Raw genomic sequence first — 20,234 nt, forward strand, 5'->3', positions numbered from 1 at the left:
ATAATACTTCTTTACTAAAATACGATTATATTCCTGCCATAGAGAAAGTACTTTGTTCTAGATTCAAAAGAAAAGAAAGAAGTACCTATACTTCTTCCTTCGTCATTTCATTATCCTATTATTTTACCTTTTGTGAAACAATTTTTTCGTACGAAAGTATACCATCAATAATAACTTGATTTAATTTCACCAAAGATTCCTTATCACCTTTTCCGTCTTTCACTGTTTGCACAGCAACTGACGTATACATATACAATTTCTTTGCTTCTTCCTGCTTCATACTTTTCCCTTCTTTTTCAATCGCTTTCCACTCTTTTTCAATCACACCTATATCTTTGGCATTACTTTTTCCACTGGCTTGTACGCTAGAAGCATATTTTGCTAAATGAGTATATAATGGCTGTACTTGTGTTAAAAATGCCCCAACTTCTTTATCGTCTTTTAGTAACACTTTATCTGTTATTTCCCAGCTCTTTTTCAATACGGAGACATTCTCATTTTTATACTGCGTCATTAATTGATTTATGCCTTGTTCATCGCTAGCAATACCAACAACTAACGCATACTTATCACCGCTCGGTTTTAAAGCTGCTACGCCTCCATTACCTTTCCACTCTTCAAGAGCAGCCTGTCCCTTTTCCTCGGAAGAATAAATTCCTCCTTGAACAAAAAATAATTTCATTGGATCTAATGACGTTCCTGTCTGCGCTTTTTGTTTCTCCTCTTTTGGTGCCGGTTTTTGTCCTGCCGTTCCCCCCACCTTTGATTCTTCATTTCGCATCTGCTTCGAAGCTGTTACTTCACTTCCCCCTGTTGCACCTTGCCCTTTAAGTAACTGTAGCATTCCCATCCCAAACGCCGTCCCAATAATAATCGCAGTTGCAACGATTGCAATTAACGTATTGCTCCACTTCTTTCGTTTTTTTTCCTTAGATACTAATTTCGCTTTTTGAAACGGAACAACGTTTTTCGGTCTTTCACTTTCTACTACCATCCATTCAAATTCATCTTTCTTCTTCTCCTCATACTTTGCTTCTGTTCCATTCACTTTCACTGAGATCGTTCGTGATTGCTTGTCCATACACTCACACCTCACCTCTTATCGTTGTCCGCATCATATCATATTCATTTCACAAAAAAACGAGATATTTGTCAGAGGAATTCGCCAAATAACCCTATATATTTATCTTATATGTATGCATTTGACTTCATTTGTAGAACAAAAAAACCAGATAGCAAAGACTATCTAGTTTTTCTCGCGAATATATTTTCGAACTTCCGAAATGAAATAAAGAGAACCTGTTATGATAAAAACATCATTTTCTCCAATCATTTCAACCTTCTTATCAATTGCCTCTTTCCAATTTTCAAAAACTAATTTTGACTCTTTCTTTGCATACGATGCAAGCTTGTCAGCAGAAATAGCACGATCAAAGGCGAATGTTGTAAAAATAATTTCATCCGCAATGGTTTCTAATTGCCCTACCATATTATGCAATTGCTTATCACCAAGGGCAGTAAATAAAACTATTACATTTTTATCTTTATAATGTGATTCTACCGTTTTCACAAGGCTTTCAATACCTTCTGGATTATGAGCACCATCTATAATAATATCTGGATTACTTTGCAATTGTTCAAAGCGCCCAATCCAATACGCTTCCTGTAATCCCGTTCTTATTTCTTCTTCCTCAATTAAAAATGATAAGTATGTTTTTACATACATGACTGCCATCAATGCAAGTGCTGCGTTTCCTACTTGGTGACTGCCTTTCATTGAGATTCGCACATCTTCAAAAGAGGCGAAAGGACAAGAGAAATCGAACTGTTCTCCATCTTCGCTAGACTGTTTATGTAACACAGTAAAATGGTTGCCCATCTCGTATAAGTTTGCATGTTTTTCCTTTGCAACCTTTTGAATGACTTGCAATGCTTCCTCATCTTTCACACCAGTAATAACCGGAACACCTGACTTAATAATACCAGCCTTTTCATATGCAATTTCTCCTAGTGTATTACCTAAAATATGCATATGATCGTGACCAATATTTGTAATAATCGTGAGAACAGGGTGAATCACATTCGTAGAATCAAAGCGCCCTCCAAGCCCTGTTTCAAATAAAACAACATCACAAAAATTGACTTTACCGAAATAACAAATTGCCATAACAGTAATAATTTCAAACTCAGTCGCTTCCCCTAAATCCGTCTCATCTAGTTTTTCAACGACGGGCTTTACCATCTTTACAAGTTCAGTAATCTCTTCATCTGCAATTGGTGTTCCGTTTACACTAATACGTTCGTTAAATGTTTCAATATAAGGAGAGGTAAATGTCCCTACCTTATATTTTGCGTCTTCTAACATGTAGCGCATATATGTTAACGTTGAACCTTTTCCATTTGTACCAGCAAGATGAACACATTTTATATGACGCTCTGGATTTCCAAGCTCTTCTAGCATCCATCTCATTCTTTCTAATCCTGGTTTAATACCAAACTTCAACCGACTATGAATCCAGCCTATCGCTTCTTCGTATGTATGTATCACGTATGCTTTCCCCTTTCAAAAGACAACCTTCATCATTCTATTATACGCAAAGAAAAGAGACTCACCAATATAGTGAGTCTCTAAAAAACATTTTTATTTCTCAAGATCTGCTAGACGTTGGCGAACTGCTTCGCGTTTTTCTAGGTAATCTTGCTCTTTCGCACGCTCTCCTTCAATAACTGCTGCAGGAGCTTTCGCTACGAAACCTTGGTTTGAAAGTTTCTTCTGTACACGTTCTACCTCTTTATCGAACTTCTCAAGTTCTTTCTCAAGACGCGCTCTCTCTTCATCAAGATTGATAAGATCAGCTAACGGTAAGAATAACTCTGCACCTGTTACGATTGCAGTCATCGCTTTTTCTGGCGCTTGTAAATCCGTTTGAATTGTTAATTCGCTTGGGTTACAGAAACGCTCAATGTAAGAGCTGTTTTTCGTAAGTTGAGCAAGTACAGCCTCATCTTTTGCTTTAATTTGCATTTGAACTTTTTTGCTCATTGGCGTATTAACTTCTGCACGAATGTTACGAACAGAGCGAATGATATCAACTAGAAGGTGCATTTCTGCTGCAGCTTCTGTATCTTGTAAATCTTCGCGAACTGTTGGCCACGCTGCTACTGTAATAGATTCGCCTTCATGCGGTAAATGTTGCCAAATCTTCTCTGTTACGAATGGCATGAATGGGTGTAATAGACGCATTGTTTGGTCTAATACGTAAGCTAAAATAGAACGAGTTGTTTTCTTAGCCGCTTCATCTTCACCGTATAGAGGAAGTTTCGCCATTTCAATGTACCAGTCACAGAAATCGTCCCAAATGAAGTTGTATAATGAACGACCAGCTTCACCAAACTCATATTTATCCATATTACGTGTTACGCTTTCGATTGTTTCGTTTAAGCGAGTTAAAATCCACTTATCCGCAACCGATTTTTCACCAGTTAAATCGATTTCTTCATACTTCATATCATCCATGTTCATTAATACGAAACGTGATGCATTCCAAATTTTATTAATGAAGTTCCAAGTAGATTCTACTTTTTCCATGCTGAAACGTAAATCTTGACCTGGTGCACTTCCTGTTGATAAGAAGAAACGCATTGCATCTGCACCATACTTCTCGATAACGTCCATTGGATCAATACCGTTACCAAGAGATTTACTCATTTTACGTCCTTGCTCATCACGAACTAAACCGTGAATTAATACATCTTTAAATGGACGCTCGCCTGTAAACTCTAAACCTTGGAAAATCATACGAGATACCCAGAAGAAGATGATGTCATAACCAGTTACTAGTGCATCTGTTGAATAGTAACGTTTGAAGTCTGCTGAATCTTCATTTGGCCAACCAAGTGTTGAGAATGGCCATAACGCTGAACTGAACCATGTATCAAGTACGTCGTTATCTTGATTCCAGTTTTCAATATCTGCTGGCGCTTCTGTACCTACGTATACTTCACCAGTTTCTTTATGATACCAAGCTGGAATGCGGTGTCCCCACCATAACTGACGAGAAATACACCAGTCATGAATGTTTTCCATCCAGCGTAAGTATGTGTTTTCGAAACGCTCTGGTACGAACGTTACTTTCTCTTCTTCTTTTTGTTGAAGCGCTACTGCTTTTTCAGCAAGTGGAGCCATTTTTACGAACCATTGTGTTGATAAGTACGGCTCAACAACTGCACCACTACGCTCACTATGACCTACAGAATGCATATGAGGCTCGATTTCTACTAATACGCCTGCTTCTTGTAAATCTTTCACTAACGCTTTACGACACTCGAAACGATCCATGCCGTTATACTTACCAGCTTTTTCATTCATCGATCCATCTTCGTTCATTACTAAAATACGTGGTAAGTCATGACGGTTACCTACTTCAAAATCATTCGGGTCATGAGCTGGTGTAATTTTTACAACGCCTGTTCCGAAGTCTTTTTCTACATACTCATCAGCAATAATTGGAATCTCACGACCTACGATTGGAAGTGTAACTGTTTTTCCGATTAAATGTTTGTAACGATCGTCTTCTGGATGAACCGCTACTGCTGTATCACCAAGCATCGTTTCTGGACGAGTTGTTGCAAGACGAATATGTCCAGAACCATCTGTTAACGGATAGTTCATATGGTAGAATGCACCTTGAACTTCTTTATGAATTACTTCGATATCAGAAAGAGCTGTGCGTGTTGCTGGATCCCAGTTGATAATATATTCACCACGGTAAATTAAGCCTTTTTCGTATAATTGAACGAATACTTTATTAACCGCATCTGATAAACCTTCGTCTAATGTGAAACGTTCGCGAGAGTAGTCTAGTCCTAAACCAACTTTCCCCCATTGTTGACGAATGTGAGAAGCGTATTCTTCTTTCCATTCCCAAGCTTTTTCAAGGAATTTCTCACGGCCAAGATCGTAACGTGAAATACCTTCTTCACGAAGTTTTCCTTCTACTTTCGCTTGTGTTGCAATACCAGCATGGTCCATTCCTGGAAGCCATAATACATCGTAACCTTGCATACGCTTCGTACGAGTTAAAATATCTTGAAGAGTTGTATCCCAAGCATGACCTAAGTGTAACTTACCAGTTACGTTCGGAGGTGGAATTACAATTGTATACGGTTGTTTCTTCTCGTCTCCTGTTGCTTCAAAATATTTGCCTTCTAGCCACCACTGATAAAGGCCTTCTTCAACGGACATATGATCATATTTAGTTGGTAAATTCTTTTCCGTGTTTGACATTATTTTCCCTCCTTGAAATAAAAAATGTCCCTCATCCAAAAAAAGGACGAGGGACATCGCGGTACCACCTTTATTTACAAACAAATTCAGGAATTTGCTTATACTCTTAATTTGATAACGGACAAATCCGTCTTTTCCTAATGAGAACTATTCCGTTCAGAAAAGATGCTCCAGGGCTACCTTCTAACATAACTATCTAGAGAATCTCCCAGCTAATGATTCTCCTCTCTGAAGACGTTTCTTGTTATACTCTTCCCCTTCAAGGCATTTATATGATTGTTAATTATTATATACAATAGTGTAAAAAACGAAACCTTATTCGTCAAGATAAATTTAATACTACAGCTTTTCAGGCAAAAAAAGAAGATAAGTAGCACCCTCTACTTATCTTCTTTATCCGTTCCCTTGCTGGGCAGCTTGTAATTGCGAAAGGAAATATTCTATATTGCTAACGAGCCAATGCGATTGTTGCAAACTCTTTACTCCGCGAATTTCATTTTCCTCATTGCGATTCTCTCTTCTTTTTTTATAAGACTGGATTTGCCGAATAAATTGCGATGGATACGTCATATAAGCAAACATGAGAAGTTGCTCTTCTTTCGTAAAAGGGAAATTTTTTTGGTACATTTGATACCATTCAAACCGATCACTTCGCGCAATTGGATATGTGTTTAACGACCGAGAATAAAACCCTACAATATCTTGCACAGGTGTTGCAAACTTTGATTTTTCTAAACTAATAAAATAGCCATTACGCTCATAGTCGAATAAAAAATGATTAAGTGATACATTACCATGTACAAACGTAATACGTGTTGTCTCTTTTTCTTTCATCGCATCGTTCCACTCATTTAATTGCTTCGTTGCAAACTCACGCGCCCTCATTACATGATGATAGTACGTACAATATTGCAATTCAAACGGAGACATATACCACTTCGCTTCCGATTCTACAAGAAACTCTTCTAACATCTCGCCATCATTTTCCCAGCGATCGGATATATTTGTATAATGTTTTTCTAAATCCTCTTCTGTATACGTTTCTTCTTTTACCGTTTTTTGATGCAACGTTCCGAGAGTCTGAAACATTTTATGGTATTGATCATTATCCTCGCCGTTACCTTCCGCACGTTCTAACCAAGGCATTAAATAATAATTATACGTACCGTCGCTTAAAATATAATTTCCATCCGTCGCATGGTATATAGGTACATAATTTGAAAAACCTTTCTCCTTCAAATATTGGATATGATGCAGAAAGTTATTCCGCTCTAACTTTCTGCCTTCTATTTTCTTGAGTGCATATGGACCTTGATTCGTGTAAATTTTCGTTACACTTCCGTGTTCTTCCATATGCTGCGTATCCAATCTATATTGTCTTACAATGGGTTCATAGCGATTTCGTAATTCCATATCCATACGAATAACCCTTTCTATTCAAAACGTAGACTCTAGGAAAAGAAGTGAGTGAAAACACTCACTCCCTTATTTCGCCTTTGCCCTTGAAACGGGAATATAAATAATTTGTCCCGTAGTTAAATATATATCTTCCGATTGATTTACACGATATAAGTTTTGTACAGATGTATCATAACGTTCTGCAACAGATTCAATTGTATCCCCTTCTTGCACGAAATACATTCTTAACTTCGTAAATTCTTCTTCCGGTTCTTTCGTAAATAATTGTGTTAAATAAAGCGCATTTTCATCTCGCTGTGAGTACGCTTCTTCTTGCTCTTCCTGCTTTTTCGCTTTTTCTTTCTTGAAATCTTTTCGTCCGAACAATTCAAATTGTGGCGTCGTTTCTTTCTCCTCTTCACGCTCCACAAATTCATGTTCTTCTATTTCCTCTTCTTCTAATTCCTGTTCTTTTCTTTCCTCTAGTTGAAACGGTTCAAATGCGTAATCTTCCCATTCATCCGATTCCTTATAGACTGGTTCTTCTATGTGCGGCGTTGGTCTATTTTCATCCTCTTGTACTGAATCAACTTCTAACTCAGCATACGCCGTTTCTTCCTCTTCATCCTCGATTCTTTCTTCATCACATAAACCTGTAATAGATATATCCGCTAGTAATTGTAAGCAACCATTTTCCTTTAATTCGTAATCAAATTCTTCGATGGATACATATAGTTCTTCAATTACTTTCACTCGATTTCTTGGAATTGATATTTCAAGCGGAAAGGAATGAACAAGTTCATTAACCCCATCTTCCCTTGTTTCGACATAATCAATTGACTTCGCTGGTGATAGATCTCTTAATGAATGGGCTGAATCATCTTGCCGTGCAACATACTCTCCCGTTAAATCTAATTGCCCTCTCACGATAACTTCATGATCAAGCTCTTCTATCTCAACGTCTGGATCTAACGAAATTGACAAAAGTTCTTCGACTTCCTGTCCTTTTTGGAACCAAACAGATTCTTTTAATGAGAAACGTAATGAATGATCTGTTGCCACTTCTTTTCCCCCTCCCAAACTATATGTCATTACAGATTTATGTACGGAAAGCTGACTTTATGAATAAAAAAAAATCGCTCCCCTTATGGAGAGCGATTTTCTTTATTCAATTAAGCCTTTAATTTTGACATTGCAATTTCAGCCGCTGCAATCGTTGCCTCAATATCTGCATCACTATGTGCTGTCGATAAGAATAAACCTTCGAATTGAGATGGCGGTAAAAATACACCTTGTTCTACCATTTCACGATAATAAGCCGCAAAGAATTCTAAGTTTGAAGATTTTGCTGCATCGTAATTAATAACTGGTTCATCTGTAAAGAAGATACCAATCATAGAACCCGCACGGTTGATATAATGCGGAATACCATGTTTTTCAGCCGCTTTACGTAAACCATCTTCTAACATTTCAGCTTTACGCTCGAATTCTACATATGATTCTGGCGTTAACTGTACTAACGTTTCATAACCCGCTGCCATTGCAAGTGGATTACCTGATAAAGTACCTGCTTGATAAATCGGTCCACTCGGTGCAACTTGGCGCATAATTTCTGCTTTACCACCGTATGCTCCTACTGGTAATCCACCACCGATTACTTTACCTAAACAAGTTAAATCAGGTGTTACACCGTAATAACCTTGTCCGCAATTGTAAGCAACTCGGAATCCTGTCATTACTTCATCAAAAATAAGCAATGCACCATTTTGTTCTGTTACTTCACGAAGACCTTCTAAAAATCCTGGCTGTGGAGGAACAACACCCATATTTCCTGCTACTGGTTCTACAATTATACAAGCGATATCATCACCGAATTGTTCGAAAGCGTATTTCACACTTTCTAAATCGTTATACGCTACTGTAATCGTATTTTTTGCTACACCTTCCGGTACACCAGGGCTATCTGGTAAACCTAGTGTTGCCACTCCAGAACCCGCTTTAATTAATAACGAATCCCCATGACCGTGGTAACAACCGATGAATTTCAAAATTTTATTACGGCCTGTATAACCACGCGCTAAACGTAGCGCGCTCATTGTCGCTTCTGTTCCAGAGTTAACCATACGTACAATCTCAATTGACGGTACGCGCTCAATAACAAGTTTCGCTAACTTATTTTCAATTTCCGTTGGGGCACCAAAGCTTGTACCCCTTTCAGCAACAGCTTTTAACGCTTCTACAACACGATCATTTGCATGTCCATGAATTAAAGGACCCCATGATAATACGTAATCGATGTATTCATTTCCATCGATATCATATACTTTAGAGCCTTTTCCACGCTCCATAAACAACGGATTCATACCAACAGACTTAAAAGCACGAACTGGGCTATTTACGCCACCAGGCATTAAATCTTGCGCTTCTTCAAACGCTGCAATCGACTTATCAAACTTTTTCATTATTTAGCGCCTCCTTCTTGTAACCATCTTGCTGCATCTTTCGCATGATACGTAATAATTAAATCTGCTCCTGCGCGTTTCATACTAATTAATTTTTCAAGTACAACTTCTTTTTCATTAATCCAACCATTTTGCGCTGCCGCTTTAATCATCGAATATTCACCGCTTACGTTATAAGCAACGACTGGTAAATTAAAGTTATTTTTCACATCACGAACGATATCTAAGTAAGAAAGAGCTGGCTTTACAATTAAGAAATCTGCCCCTTCCATTACATCTGATTCTGCTTCACGGAATGCTTCCATGCGGTTCGCTGGGTCCATTTGATATGTTTTACGATCACCAAATTGCGGTGCACCATGTGCCGCATCACGGAATGGCCCATAAAACGCTGATGAATATTTCACAGCGTACGACATAACTGGTACATGTCCAAAACCATTTTCATCTAATGCGTGGCGAATTGCTGTTACGAATCCGTCCATCATGTTTGATGGCGCAATAATGTCTGCTCCTGCTTTCGCTTGGCTTACAGCTGTTTTTGCAAGAACTGCAAGAGACTCGTCATTTAAAATAATACCATCTTCAATTACACCGCAATGACCATGGCTTGTAAATTGACATAAACATGTATCCGCAACTACTACTAGCTCAGGGAATTCACCTTTAATTTGCTGAATCGCACGTTGCACAATTCCATGATCACAATATGCTGATGATCCAACTTCATCTTTTTCAGCAGGTAAACCAAATACAATAACAGAACGAATACCTAAATCAACAACTTCTTGCATTTCAGCTTGCAATAAATCTAAAGACATTTGATATACGCCTGGCATAGAAGGCACTTCATTACGAACATTCTCTCCTTCTAATACAAAAATAGGGTAAATAAAATCTTCCGTATGTAAAAACGTTTCACGCACAAGCGCACGCATGCCCCCGCTTTGTCTTAAGCGACGATGACGATTAAATTGTAAAGAGTTCATAGATTTCTATCCCCATTCTTTTATTTTATCCCGCTATTTGCGGGCAGTAAGACCCCACTAATTAAAGTTTCACTTTATAGATTCACAAATGCATTGTAGTAATGCTTCTACAGTGTACTCTTTCGGCATAATAATATGCGGAAAATAAAGGCTCGCTTCTTTTTCCGTAATAGGCCCTATACAAGCAATTGTACATTTTTTTGTCCATTCTCTCCAGTTTGTCCCCTCAAGTAAACGAACAAAACTAGTAACAGTTGAAGGACTCGTAAATGTAATAATGTCTACTTTCTCTGTTTCTAACGTTTCTATAAGCTCTCGCTTTTTCTCTACATTTTCTTTCGTACCATATACGATTAGCTCATCTAGAGAAACACCCATTTCGCGAAGTGCAACTGGAATAACATCTCTTGCTAAATTCCCTTTCGGAAATAAAATACATTCGTTTCCACTTAATTTTTTTACAAACTCTTCTGCAAATACTTCTGCAACAAATGAAGTTGGAACAAAATCCACTTCATAACCCCGCTTTTCTAACTCTAACTTTGTTTTCACGCCTACTGCAGCAATTTTAGTCGTTACGGGTAGCTTCTTTCCCAAACGATCTAGAAAAAAAGCTACCCCATTTTTGCTCGTAAAAATAACCCAGTCATACGAATGCAGCTGCCCTGCTATATGGTGAATTTGCCTATGAGACATACCTTCCATACGCAAAAGCGGAATTTCCAATGGAATTCCGCTCTTTTCTTTCACCGCTACACTCATTTGTTTTGCTTGATGCTGGGCACGTGTAATCAATACCGTTTTGCCAGCGAGAGCGTTCATATTTATTGTTGCCCCTTATTTGCAGCAAGAATGAGTTCTTTTGCGCCTTGTTTAATTAAACGGTCCGCAGCCTCTAATCCTACTTCCTTTGGATCAGTTCCTACTACTGTCTCTTTCAATAAAACAGAACCGTCCATAGACCCGACAAGAGCTGTTAATTCGATTGCATCATTTTCTGTAAGAGTTGCATATCCAGCGATTGGAACTTGGCATCCACCTTCAAGTTTATGAAGAAATACTCGTTCTGCTGCCACTGCTCTTTCTGTTACTGCATCATTTATATGCGCTAACAACTGTAGTAAATCCGTATCATCTTCACGGCACTCAATCGCTAATGCACCTTGTCCTACAGCAGGTACACATAACGTCTCATCTAAATGTTCTGTAATAACTTCATCATCCCAGCCCATTCTTTGTAATCCAGCTGTTGCTAAAATGATTGCATCATAATCTTCTTCTTTTAATTTACGTAAACGTGTATCGATATTTCCGCGAATCCACTTCACTTGTAAATCTGGTCTCGCAGCGAGTAGCTGTGCACTACGTCTTAAACTACTCGTACCTAAAATAGCACCTTCTGCTAACTCTTTAAACGATGCACCGTTTTTTGAGATAAAAGCATCACGAGGGTCAACACGCTTCGGTGTACAACCGATCATTAATCCTTCTGGAAGTACGGCCGGCATATCTTTCATACTATGTACAGCCATATCAATTTCTTTTGTAAGTAGCGCATGTTCAATCTCTTTAACAAACAAGCCTTTTCCGCCTACTTTTGAAAGAGTAACATCTAAAATAACATCGCCTTTTGTGACGATTTCTTTCACTTCAAATTCATATGGTAAACCTAGCGCTTTTAACTGATCAATAAACCAGTTTGTTTGCGTTAATGCTAATTTACTCTTTCGTGACCCTACAATAATTTTGCGCATAATTTTCTCTCCTCATTATAAATACCAAAAGTGGAAGTTGGATAAACTGCTTAATAGAAAAATATTAATTAGCATTACGAGAAATGCTCCAATGTTCCACTGCACGATTTTCTTCCCTTGCAACACATCTGCCGCTCGTAAATATAGGCCAGCACAATATACAAATAGTACGACAAAAGACCCGATCACTTTCGTATCATACCAATGGAAATTGTCCAATTTTGTATATCCCCATATGCATCCTAATAAAATAGCTAGTAAGAAAAATGGAACAGAAAATAAATTTAATCCGTAAGACATCGATTCTAGCTTCGGTAAATTCCCTAATCTTCTTAATCTCGCATTCCATTTTTTCTTCTTTAATAGGCGATATTGCAATAAATACATAATAGAAAAAATGAACGATACAGTGAATGTTGCATAAGAAATAATAGCCATACCGACATGTACATATACAAGTTCCGAAACCAATTGCTCTGCAAGTACGGGCGACATCTTTCCGAGCGGCGTAAAAATAGAAAAAGCGCTTACGCCAAATGCAACAACATTTGTAAAAAAGACTAAAAAATCGATTCTCATAAATCGATTAATGACTAACGACATCGTAATCAATAGCCAAACATAAAAATAAATCCCTGATAATAAAGTTAAAAGAGGGTTCGTTTCTGAATCTGTAGCTCTAAGCAACATAAAAATAGAATGCAGAACCCATACAATCGAAAGTAACCAAAAAGCAAATCGGTTCGCCTTTCGGTTACTTTGGAAATAATCTATAAAATATAAACTAATGCTACAAGCATATAAAATAATTGCAATATGATAAATAATACTGTTATTTAAAAAACTCATCCGATCATCCTTCCAAGTTATAAAGATGGAACGGATGGTGTCCACGCTCTTTTATGTTCTATTTCTTCCGCACAACTTTCTACATCTTCCATTTCTAAATCAAAGATTTTTGCAAATAACGCTAATTTTTCGTCTGCTCCCTCTTCAGCAGCTATTTCTTTCGCTACTAAAATTGGGTCTTTTAATAATTGATTAATAATACTTTTCGTATGCTTACTAATTACTTTTCTCTCACGATCACTAAGGTTTGGTATTTTTCGTTCCAAGCTTTCCATTGTTTCACTTTGAATAGCAAGTGCCTTGTCACGAAGAGCTGATATTAACGGAACGACACCAAGTGTACTTAACCACGTTTTAAATAAAACAATTTCCTCTTCAATCATAAATTGAATTTTCTCTGCTTCTTTCAAACGTTCAGTACGATTTGCTTCCACTACTCCTTGCAAATCATCAATGTCATATAAGAAAGAACCTTCTAGCTCATCAATTGCCGGATCAATATCACGTGGCACTGCAATATCAACCATAAATAATGGTCTACCGGAGCGCATTTTCTCTACCTTTGTCATCATTTCTTTCGTAATGACATACTCAGATGCACCAGTGGAACTAATTAAAATATCTGCTTCTAATAATGCACATTGTAATTCACTTAAAGGCTTTGCATGTCCCATATATTTCTCAGCCATTACTTCTGCTTTTGAAAGCGTCCTATTCATGACTGTTACTTTACGAGCACCGCTTCCATATAAGTTTTGCAGTGCAAGTTCACCCATTTTGCCAGCACCAAGAATAAGTATGTGACAATCTGTTAAATCGCCGAATATTTTCTTCCCAAGCTCAACAGCAGCATAACTGACAGACATTGCACTTTCACCAATTGTCGTTTCTGAGTGAGCACGTTTCGCTAATGTAATGACTTGTTTAAACAATTCATTAAAAATTGTGCCTGTTGCTTTTACTTGTTGCGCTTCTAAAAAGCTATCTTTTATTTGACCTAAAATTTGCGTCTCTCCAACTACCATAGAATCTAAACCGCACGTTACGCGGAATAAATGATCTATTGCACCATCTTGTTCAAAAATAGTTAAATATGGTGCGACTTCTTCTATTTCAAGCTGAAACCAATCAGCTAAAAACTTCTTAATATAATACCGTCCCGTGTGTAATTGATCGACAACAGCGTAAATCTCAGTGCGATTACAAGTTGATACAATGACATTCTCTAACACGCTCTTTTGATTTTGTAATGTCGTCATTGCTTGCTCTAGCTCTGCTGCCTGAAATGTGAGTTTCTCACGAAATTCTACAGGGGCTGTTCGATAATTTACACTAACAACAAGAATATGCACGCAGCATGTCCCCCTTCACCCGTTTTATCACTTTATCTACTATCATAATACAACTTTCCTCTTATGAATCTGACAATCGTGTGAACAACCGATTATTTTTTTATTCACTCTCCGTATGTAATGAAGGAGATTCAGTAAAACTAATAAAAAGTTTTCTACTTTATAATGATTATAAATTAACAACTCTATTTGTACGTTACCAAAAAAAGCCCTCATAATCAAGTGATGGAAACTATTCCATATGAATTATAACATTATCTTTCCTATCTTCTTTCATCGTGAAGGAAAATATGTATGATTGTTCCAAATTATAGTACACACTTTCTCAATACAATGTATTTGACATTGTATTAATTTTTCGTTATATTGATTTTACAAAATTGAATTGTGCACAACCTAATTAGGAAGGAGTCATTCATGACAGAAGATTCTTTGCATCTAGATAACCAACTTTGTTTTTCTATTTATGCCTGTTCTAGAGAAGTTACCCGCTTTTACCGACCGTATTTAGAAGAAATGGGCATTACGTATCCCCAGTACATCACTTTACTCGTACTATGGGAAAAAGATGGACTCACAGTAAAAGAAATTGGAGAACGTTTATTTTTAGATTCCGGTACGTTAACGCCTATGTTAAAACGAATGGAATCATTACAACTTGTAAAGCGCGTTCGTTCCAAAGAAGACGAGCGGAAAGTTTGTATTGAATTAACAGAACAAGGTAAAGATTTAAAAGAAAAGGCTTGTTCATTACCTACAACGATGGCAACAAATTTAGGAATTACAGAACAAGAATATCGTTCTTTATTAATTCAATTAAATAAACTAATTGAAACAATGAAAACAATTAATGATAGAAAAGGGGAATAAACATGGATAAATTATATACTGCTTCAGTAACAGCAACAGGTGGAAGAAACGGAAAAGTAGTCTCAGATGATGGCATATTAAATCTTGATGTAAAAATGCCGAAAGCACTAGGTGGTGCAGGCGGAGAGGCAACAAATCCAGAACAACTATTTGCTGCTGGTTATGCCGCTTGTTTCGATAGTGCATTACAACTTGTTATTCGTACAAAACGTGTGAAAGTAGAAAGTACAGAAGTAACTGCTCACGTTTCTATCGGCAAAGATACAGATGGTGGTTTCGGCCTATCTGTTGTACTTGATGTACATGTCGCTGGCGTTTCACATAGCGAAGCACAAGAACTTGTAGAAGCCGCTCACGGTGTATGTCCTTACTCTAAAGCAACACGAGGAAATATTGAAGTTACATTAAACGTACGCTAAAAGTATATAAAGAAAAAAACGCGCGACATTCGTCACGCGTTTTTTGTTTTTGTCATTTTATGAATTGCTTTCCACGCTTCTTCTTTTCCAAGTCCTGTTTCAGAAGAGAATAGAACTATTTCATCGCCAATTTCAACAGCAAGCGTTTCTTTTACAACTTTCAAATGCTTTTGCCATTTCCCTTTCGGGATTTTATCGGCTTTCGTCGCAATAATAATTGTTGGGATTTCATAATGCTTTAAGAAATCATACATCATCACGTCATCACTTGTTGGTTGGTGACGTAAATCAACTACTAATACAGCTGCGTCTAATTGCTTACGCGTTGTAAAGTACGTTTCAATCATTTTCCCCCATGCCGCGCGCTCCGATTTAGACACTTTCGCATATCCATAACCTGGAACGTCAACAAAATGCATCATCTCATTGATTAAGAAAAAGTTCAGTGTTTGCGTTTTTCCTGGTTTAGATGAAATACGCACTAACTTTTTACGATTTAAAATTTTATTAATAAAGGAAGACTTCCCGACATTTGAACGACCTGCTAATGCAATTTCTGGTAAATCACTGTCTGGATATTGTTCTGGTTTAACAGCACTAATTACAATATCTGCTTTTGTTACTTTCATTGTTTCACTCCTACTAATGCGTGCTCCAATACTTCATCTAAATGAGATGCAAGCACAAACGTAAGGTTTTCTTTTACGCTCTCTGGAATATCATCTAAATCTTTCTCATTTTCCGCTGGTAAGATAATCTTAGTTAAACCTGCGCGGTGAGCACTTAATGTTTTTTCTTTTAAACCACCAATTGGTAATACACGGCCACGAAGTGTAATTTCACCTGTCATCCCCACTTCTTTACTTACAGGAATACCTGTTAGTGCAGAAATAAGTGCCGTTGCCATCGTAATACCTGCTGACGGTCCATCTTTTGGAACTGCTCCTTCTGGAACATGGATATGAATATCATTTTTCTCATGGAAATTCGGATCAATCTGAAGCTCTTCTGCACGAGAACGAATATAACTAAACGCTGCTTGTGCGGATTCTTTCATAACATCCCCAAGTTTCCCTGTTAAAATTAATTTCCCCTTACCTGGCGCTACAGACACTTCGATCGCAAGTGTATCCCCGCCTGCTGCTGTATACGCTAAACCTGTCGCCATACCAACTTGGTCTGTTTTTTCGGCTTGCCCATAACGGAATATGTGCTTACCAAGTAAATCAACAACATTTTTCTCCGTTACAACAATGCGCTTGCGTTCTGCTGTAACGATAATTTTTGCTGCTTTACGGCAAACTTTTGCAATTTGGCGCTCTAGCGTACGAACACCAGCCTCACGTGTATAATAACGAATAATTTCAAGAAGTGCTTCATCACGTACTTGTAAATTACCTTTTCGTAAGCCATGCTCTTTTAATTGTTTCGGCAATAAATGTTCACGAGCGATATGAACTTTTTCAAGTTCTGTATAGCCAGCAATCGAAATAATTTCCATACGGTCAAGTAATGGACCTGGAATACTGGAAAGTGTATTTGCAGTTGCTACAAACATAACTTTCGATAGATCATATGGTTCTTCAATATAATGATCACTGAAGTTATGGTTTTGTTCTGGATCTAACACTTCAAGTAATGCTGCAGATGGATCTCCACGGAAATCGTTAGACATTTTATCAATCTCATCTAATAAAAAGACTGGATTAACTGATTTCGCCTTTTTCATACCTTGAATAATACGTCCTGGCATCGCTCCAACATACGTACGACGGTGACCACGAATTTCAGATTCATCACGTACACCACCAAGGGAAACACGGACAAAATTACGATTTAATGATGTTGCAATTGAACGCGCTAACGAAGTTTTTCCGACCCCAGGAGGTCCTACTAAGCAAAGGATAGGTCCTTTTAATGAATTCGTTAACTTCTGTACCGCTAAATATTCAAGTACGCGCTCTTTCACTTTCTCAAGACCATAATGATCTTTGTTTAAAATCTCTTCAGAATGAACAAGATCAATCATATCTTCTGTTGCTTCTGTCCACGGAAGTGCTAATAACCAATCCATATAATTGCGAATAACACCGCTCTCCGCAGAACTTGCTGGTAACTTTTCATAACGGTCTAATTCTTTCAGTGCAGCCTTCATTGTTTCTTCAGGCATTCCCGACTGTTCAATTTTCTCGCGAAGTTCTTCAACTTCCCCGCCCTTACCTTCTTTATCGCCAAGTTCAGTTTGAATCGCCTTCATTTGCTCACGTAAGAAATATTCTTTTTGCGTGCGCTCCATTGAACGTTTCACTTTTTGTCCAATTTTCTTTTCTAAACTAAGTAACTCTTGTTCATCTTGAATAATTGAAATAAGTGTATGTAATCGTTCCTTCACAGATATAATCTCTAAAATTTCTTGTTTCTGCTTCGTCTTAATTGGCAAGTGAGAAGCAATTAAATCAGCTAATCTCCCTGGCTCTTCTACATCCGCTACCGTTGCAAATGTTTCATTTGAAACTTTTTTCGAAACTTTAATATATTGTTCGAAATGCTCCAGTAACGTACGCATAAGAGCTTTCTCTTCTAGATTATCTTCCACTTCTTCCGTTACCGTTTTGATAGAAACTTGTACTACATTTTCTTCTTCGATAAACTCTACTACTTCTGCTCTATGTAAACCTTCTACAAGGACACGAAGCGTACCGTTCGGCAATTTTAACATTTGCTTCACTTTCGCCACTGTACCTACACTATATATGTCATCTTCTTTCGGATCATCGATATTCATTTCTTTTTGCATTGCTAAAAAGATGATATTTTCATCCATTGCCGCCTGCTCTAGTGCTTGTATCGATTTATCACGTCCTACATCAAGATGCAGAACCATCGTTGGATATACGAGAACGCCTCTTAATGGTAGGAGGGGTACGATTCTTTCATTCGTATTCATACTAGACATAGCACCTCCATAATAAATTAAACTCCTGTTCAACTATTTTATATTACAATACACCTAGATGCAATTGCTGAGATTACTCGCAATTGTAAATAGCTTGTTTTTCTACCTCACGAAAAGAAAAAAGACTCCGATTAAGCATACAAACTTAAACGAAGTCTGGCAAATTTTATTATTGTTTATTTTCACATTGATTGTGCATCTGTTTCGTCCACAGCAGTATGTATATCAAGCTCTCGATGCATATTTTCCTGCATAAATGTTAGCTCAAATACTTCATTTAACTTACGAACAGGAATGATTTCAATTCCTTTTATTGTGTACAAAAACGGTTGCATGTTTTCAGCAGGAATGATAACTTTCCTAGCACCTGCTTTTTTCGCGGCTTTTATTTTTGCGTACACACCACCAATAGGTTTCACTTCTCCGTGTATACTTATCTCACCGGTCATCGCTACTTCATTATTCACATACGTACGATGCACTGCTGAATATACACCTGTTGCCATAGCAATTCCTGCAGAAGGCCCATCAATTGGGATACCACCTGGAAAATTAATATGTATATCGTACCCTTCTGGCAACACATCTAGAGAACGAAGTACTGTTAATACATTATCTACAGAACCTTTCGCCATACTTTTACGGCGAATTGATTTCGTTTGACTACCAATACTTTCCTCTTCAACAATTCCGGTAACATTTACCGATCCTTTATCTTTTGCCTTGATTGCTGTTACTTCAATTTCTAATAACGCACCTGTATTTGGTCCGTACACAGCAAGTCCATTTACAAGACCGATTCTCGGAATAGGATAAATACGCTTTTCATACTTCGGTGTAAGCTGACTAGAGTGAACAACCCACTCTATATCTTCATCTTTAATGAAAGAACGCTCCTCATTTATTGCCATTCCAGCTGAAATTTGTACAAGATTAATCGCTTCTCGTCCATTTCTTGTATACATCCCTATCATTTCAATACCATTCTCACCAATTTGCATTTCCACTTTGTCAGCTGCATTCTTCGCTACTTTTTGAATTTCTTCTGTATCTAACTCACGGAAAAACACTTCTAAACAGCGCGATCGAATAGCAGGAGGAATCTCCTCTGGCGAACGTGTCGTCGCCCCAACCAAGCGAAAATCGGCTGGTAAACCTTTTTGAAAAATGTCATGTATATACGTTGGGATCATCGTATTCTCTTCACTATAGTATGCACTTTCCAAAAACACTTTCCGATCTTCTAACACCTTTAACATTTTGTTCATTTGAATCGGATGTAGTTCACCAATCTCATCAATAAACAAAATACCACCGTGTGCATCTGTTACCGCACCTTTTTTCGGTTGCGGAATACCTGCTTGCCCCATCGCACCAGCACCTTGATAAATTGGATCATGCACCGAACCGATTAAAGGGTCTGCAATACCACGTTCATCAAACCGAGCTGTCGTCGCATCCAGTTCAATAAATGTTGCATTTGTGCGAAATGGAGATTTCGGATTTCGTTTCGCTTCTTCTAATACGAGACGTGCTGCCGCTGTCTTTCCGACACCTGGTGGGCCATATATAATCACATGCTGTGGATTCGGACCACAAAGAGCCGCTTTTAACGACTTAATCCCGTCCTCTTGCCCTACAATATCTAAAAAGGATGTAGGACGTACCTTTTCCGCAAGCGGCTCTGTTAAAGAAATCTCACGCATTTTACGAAGCTGTTCTAATTCTTTTTTCGATTCTCGATCAATTGAAACTTTTTGTGTTCGCTGATTTCGAAGTAAATGCCAAAAATACAATCCGACAATTACACCAAAAACAAGTTGAACAAGTAAAAATATATTTGTCCAGCTCATCATTTATTTCCTCCCGCAATGTTTTATCTCTTAGTATTTCCGCGG

Annotated in this window: 16 protein-coding genes and 1 other annotated feature; of the genes, 2 read left to right on the forward strand and 14 right to left on the reverse strand. The window is 37.8% G+C overall.

Annotated features, from left to right (window positions below; translation table 11 throughout):
* Positions 1 to 118: 118 nt before the first annotated feature.
* The 11 genes from ATN06_RS22700 to hemA form a co-directional block, all read right to left on the reverse strand.
* A complete protein-coding gene (locus tag ATN06_RS22700) occupies positions 119 to 1,081 on the reverse strand; it encodes a hypothetical protein (protein WP_060632408.1) in 963 nt (320 codons plus the stop codon).
* A 165-nt stretch (positions 1,082 to 1,246) separates the two neighbouring features.
* Positions 1,247 to 2,548 carry a bifunctional folylpolyglutamate synthase/dihydrofolate synthase gene (locus tag ATN06_RS22705; protein ID WP_060632409.1) on the reverse strand — a complete coding sequence of 434 codons (1,302 nt, stop codon included), beginning with the start codon at positions 2,546 to 2,548 and terminating at the stop codon, positions 1,247 to 1,249.
* A 93-nt stretch (positions 2,549 to 2,641) separates the two neighbouring features.
* On the reverse strand, positions 2,642 to 5,287 hold the full coding sequence (locus ATN06_RS22710) for a valine--tRNA ligase (RefSeq protein ID WP_060632410.1): 2,646 nt from the start codon (positions 5,285 to 5,287) through the stop codon (positions 2,642 to 2,644).
* A 39-nt stretch (positions 5,288 to 5,326) separates the two neighbouring features.
* Positions 5,327 to 5,559: a binding site (T-box leader), on the reverse strand.
* Positions 5,560 to 5,680: 121 nt separating this feature from the next.
* Positions 5,681 to 6,706: a spore coat protein YsxE gene (gene ysxE / locus ATN06_RS22715; protein ID WP_060632411.1), complete on the reverse strand. Its 1,026-nt coding sequence runs from the start codon at positions 6,704 to 6,706 to the stop codon at positions 5,681 to 5,683.
* Positions 6,707 to 6,772: 66 nt separating this feature from the next.
* Positions 6,773 to 7,777, reverse strand: a complete 1,005-nt coding sequence (gene spoVID / locus ATN06_RS22720) for a stage VI sporulation protein D (RefSeq protein WP_140350528.1) — start codon at positions 7,775 to 7,777, stop codon at positions 6,773 to 6,775.
* A gap of 80 nt (positions 7,778 to 7,857) precedes the next feature.
* Positions 7,858 to 9,147 carry a glutamate-1-semialdehyde 2,1-aminomutase gene (hemL, locus tag ATN06_RS22725; RefSeq protein ID WP_060632413.1) on the reverse strand — a complete coding sequence of 430 codons (1,290 nt, stop codon included), beginning with the start codon at positions 9,145 to 9,147 and terminating at the stop codon, positions 7,858 to 7,860.
* On the reverse strand, positions 9,147 to 10,136 hold the full coding sequence (gene hemB / locus ATN06_RS22730; RefSeq protein ID WP_029440033.1) for a porphobilinogen synthase: 990 nt from the start codon (positions 10,134 to 10,136) through the stop codon (positions 9,147 to 9,149). The genes hemL and hemB overlap by 1 nt, the downstream gene beginning before the upstream one ends.
* A 69-nt stretch (positions 10,137 to 10,205) precedes the next feature.
* Complete coding sequence (gene hemD, locus ATN06_RS22735; protein WP_060632414.1) at positions 10,206 to 10,958, reverse strand: uroporphyrinogen-III synthase; 753 nt, start codon at positions 10,956 to 10,958, stop codon at positions 10,206 to 10,208.
* 2 nt (positions 10,959 to 10,960) lie between these two features.
* The gene (hemC, locus tag ATN06_RS22740) at positions 10,961 to 11,890 is read right to left on the reverse strand and encodes a hydroxymethylbilane synthase (protein WP_060632415.1); all 930 of its coding nucleotides are present in this window, start codon (positions 11,888 to 11,890) and stop codon (positions 10,961 to 10,963) included.
* Between the two features lie 15 nt (positions 11,891 to 11,905).
* On the reverse strand, positions 11,906 to 12,739 hold the full coding sequence (locus tag ATN06_RS22745; protein ID WP_000008996.1) for a cytochrome C assembly family protein: 834 nt from the start codon (positions 12,737 to 12,739) through the stop codon (positions 11,906 to 11,908).
* Positions 12,740 to 12,756: 17 nt separating this feature from the next.
* Entirely contained in the window at positions 12,757 to 14,091 is a 1,335-nt protein-coding gene (gene hemA, locus ATN06_RS22750) for a glutamyl-tRNA reductase (RefSeq protein WP_060632416.1), read from the reverse strand.
* A 417-nt stretch (positions 14,092 to 14,508) separates the two neighbouring features.
* Here hemA and ATN06_RS22755 point away from each other — a divergent pair, with 417 nt between their 5' ends.
* Positions 14,509 to 14,961: a MarR family winged helix-turn-helix transcriptional regulator gene (locus ATN06_RS22755; RefSeq protein ID WP_060632417.1), complete on the forward strand. Its 453-nt coding sequence runs from the start codon at positions 14,509 to 14,511 to the stop codon at positions 14,959 to 14,961.
* A 2-nt stretch (positions 14,962 to 14,963) separates the two neighbouring features.
* Positions 14,964 to 15,380 carry an organic hydroperoxide resistance protein gene (locus ATN06_RS22760; RefSeq protein WP_060632418.1) on the forward strand — a complete coding sequence of 139 codons (417 nt, stop codon included), beginning with the start codon at positions 14,964 to 14,966 and terminating at the stop codon, positions 15,378 to 15,380.
* 32 nt (positions 15,381 to 15,412) lie between these two features.
* Here the strand turns inward: ATN06_RS22760 and ysxC are convergent, their stop codons facing one another.
* The 3 genes from ysxC to lonB form a co-directional block, all read right to left on the reverse strand.
* On the reverse strand, positions 15,413 to 16,009 hold the full coding sequence (gene ysxC / locus ATN06_RS22765) for a ribosome biogenesis GTP-binding protein YsxC (protein WP_000869118.1): 597 nt from the start codon (positions 16,007 to 16,009) through the stop codon (positions 15,413 to 15,415).
* Entirely contained in the window at positions 16,006 to 18,336 is a 2,331-nt protein-coding gene (lon, locus tag ATN06_RS22770) for an endopeptidase La (RefSeq protein ID WP_060632419.1), read from the reverse strand. Before lon ends, ysxC begins: the two co-directional genes overlap by 4 nt.
* 182 nt (positions 18,337 to 18,518) lie before the next feature.
* Positions 18,519 to 20,189, reverse strand: coding sequence for an ATP-dependent protease LonB (gene lonB, locus ATN06_RS22775; RefSeq protein ID WP_060633187.1), 1,671 nt, complete (start codon positions 20,187 to 20,189; stop codon positions 18,519 to 18,521).
* Positions 20,190 to 20,234: the final 45 nt, after the last annotated feature.

The sequence above is a fragment of the Bacillus thuringiensis genome (assembly GCF_001455345.1).
GTDB classification, from domain to species: domain Bacteria; phylum Bacillota; class Bacilli; order Bacillales; family Bacillaceae_G; genus Bacillus_A; species Bacillus_A thuringiensis_N.

Bases quoted from the DNA above. Each gene is read 5' to 3' on its own strand.
- ATN06_RS22700 (WP_060632408.1), bottom strand. From the start codon at position 1,081: ATGGACAAGCAATCACGAACGATCTCAGTGAAAGTGAATGGAACAGAA.
- ATN06_RS22710 (WP_060632410.1), bottom strand. From the start codon at position 5,287: ATGTCAAACACGGAAAAGAATTTACCAACTAAATATGATCATATGTCC.
- ysxE (WP_060632411.1), bottom strand. From the start codon at position 6,706: ATGGATATGGAATTACGAAATCGCTATGAACCCATTGTAAGACAATAT.
- spoVID (WP_140350528.1), bottom strand. From the start codon at position 7,777: ATGACATATAGTTTGGGAGGGGGAAAAGAAGTGGCAACAGATCATTCA.
- hemL (WP_060632413.1), bottom strand. From the start codon at position 9,147: ATGAAAAAGTTTGATAAGTCGATTGCAGCGTTTGAAGAAGCGCAAGAT.
- hemB (WP_029440033.1), bottom strand. From the start codon at position 10,136: ATGAACTCTTTACAATTTAATCGTCATCGTCGCTTAAGACAAAGCGGG.
- hemD (WP_060632414.1), bottom strand. From the start codon at position 10,958: ATGAACGCTCTCGCTGGCAAAACGGTATTGATTACACGTGCCCAGCAT.
- hemC (WP_060632415.1), bottom strand. From the start codon at position 11,890: ATGCGCAAAATTATTGTAGGGTCACGAAAGAGTAAATTAGCATTAACG.
- ATN06_RS22745 (WP_000008996.1), bottom strand. From the start codon at position 12,739: ATGAGTTTTTTAAATAACAGTATTATTTATCATATTGCAATTATTTTA.
- ATN06_RS22755 (WP_060632417.1), top strand. From the start codon at position 14,509: ATGACAGAAGATTCTTTGCATCTAGATAACCAACTTTGTTTTTCTATT.
- ATN06_RS22760 (WP_060632418.1), top strand. From the start codon at position 14,964: ATGGATAAATTATATACTGCTTCAGTAACAGCAACAGGTGGAAGAAAC.
- ysxC (WP_000869118.1), bottom strand. From the start codon at position 16,009: ATGAAAGTAACAAAAGCAGATATTGTAATTAGTGCTGTTAAACCAGAA.
- lon (WP_060632419.1), bottom strand. From the start codon at position 18,336: ATGTCTAGTATGAATACGAATGAAAGAATCGTACCCCTCCTACCATTA.
- lonB (WP_060633187.1), bottom strand. From the start codon at position 20,189: ATGAGCTGGACAAATATATTTTTACTTGTTCAACTTGTTTTTGGTGTA.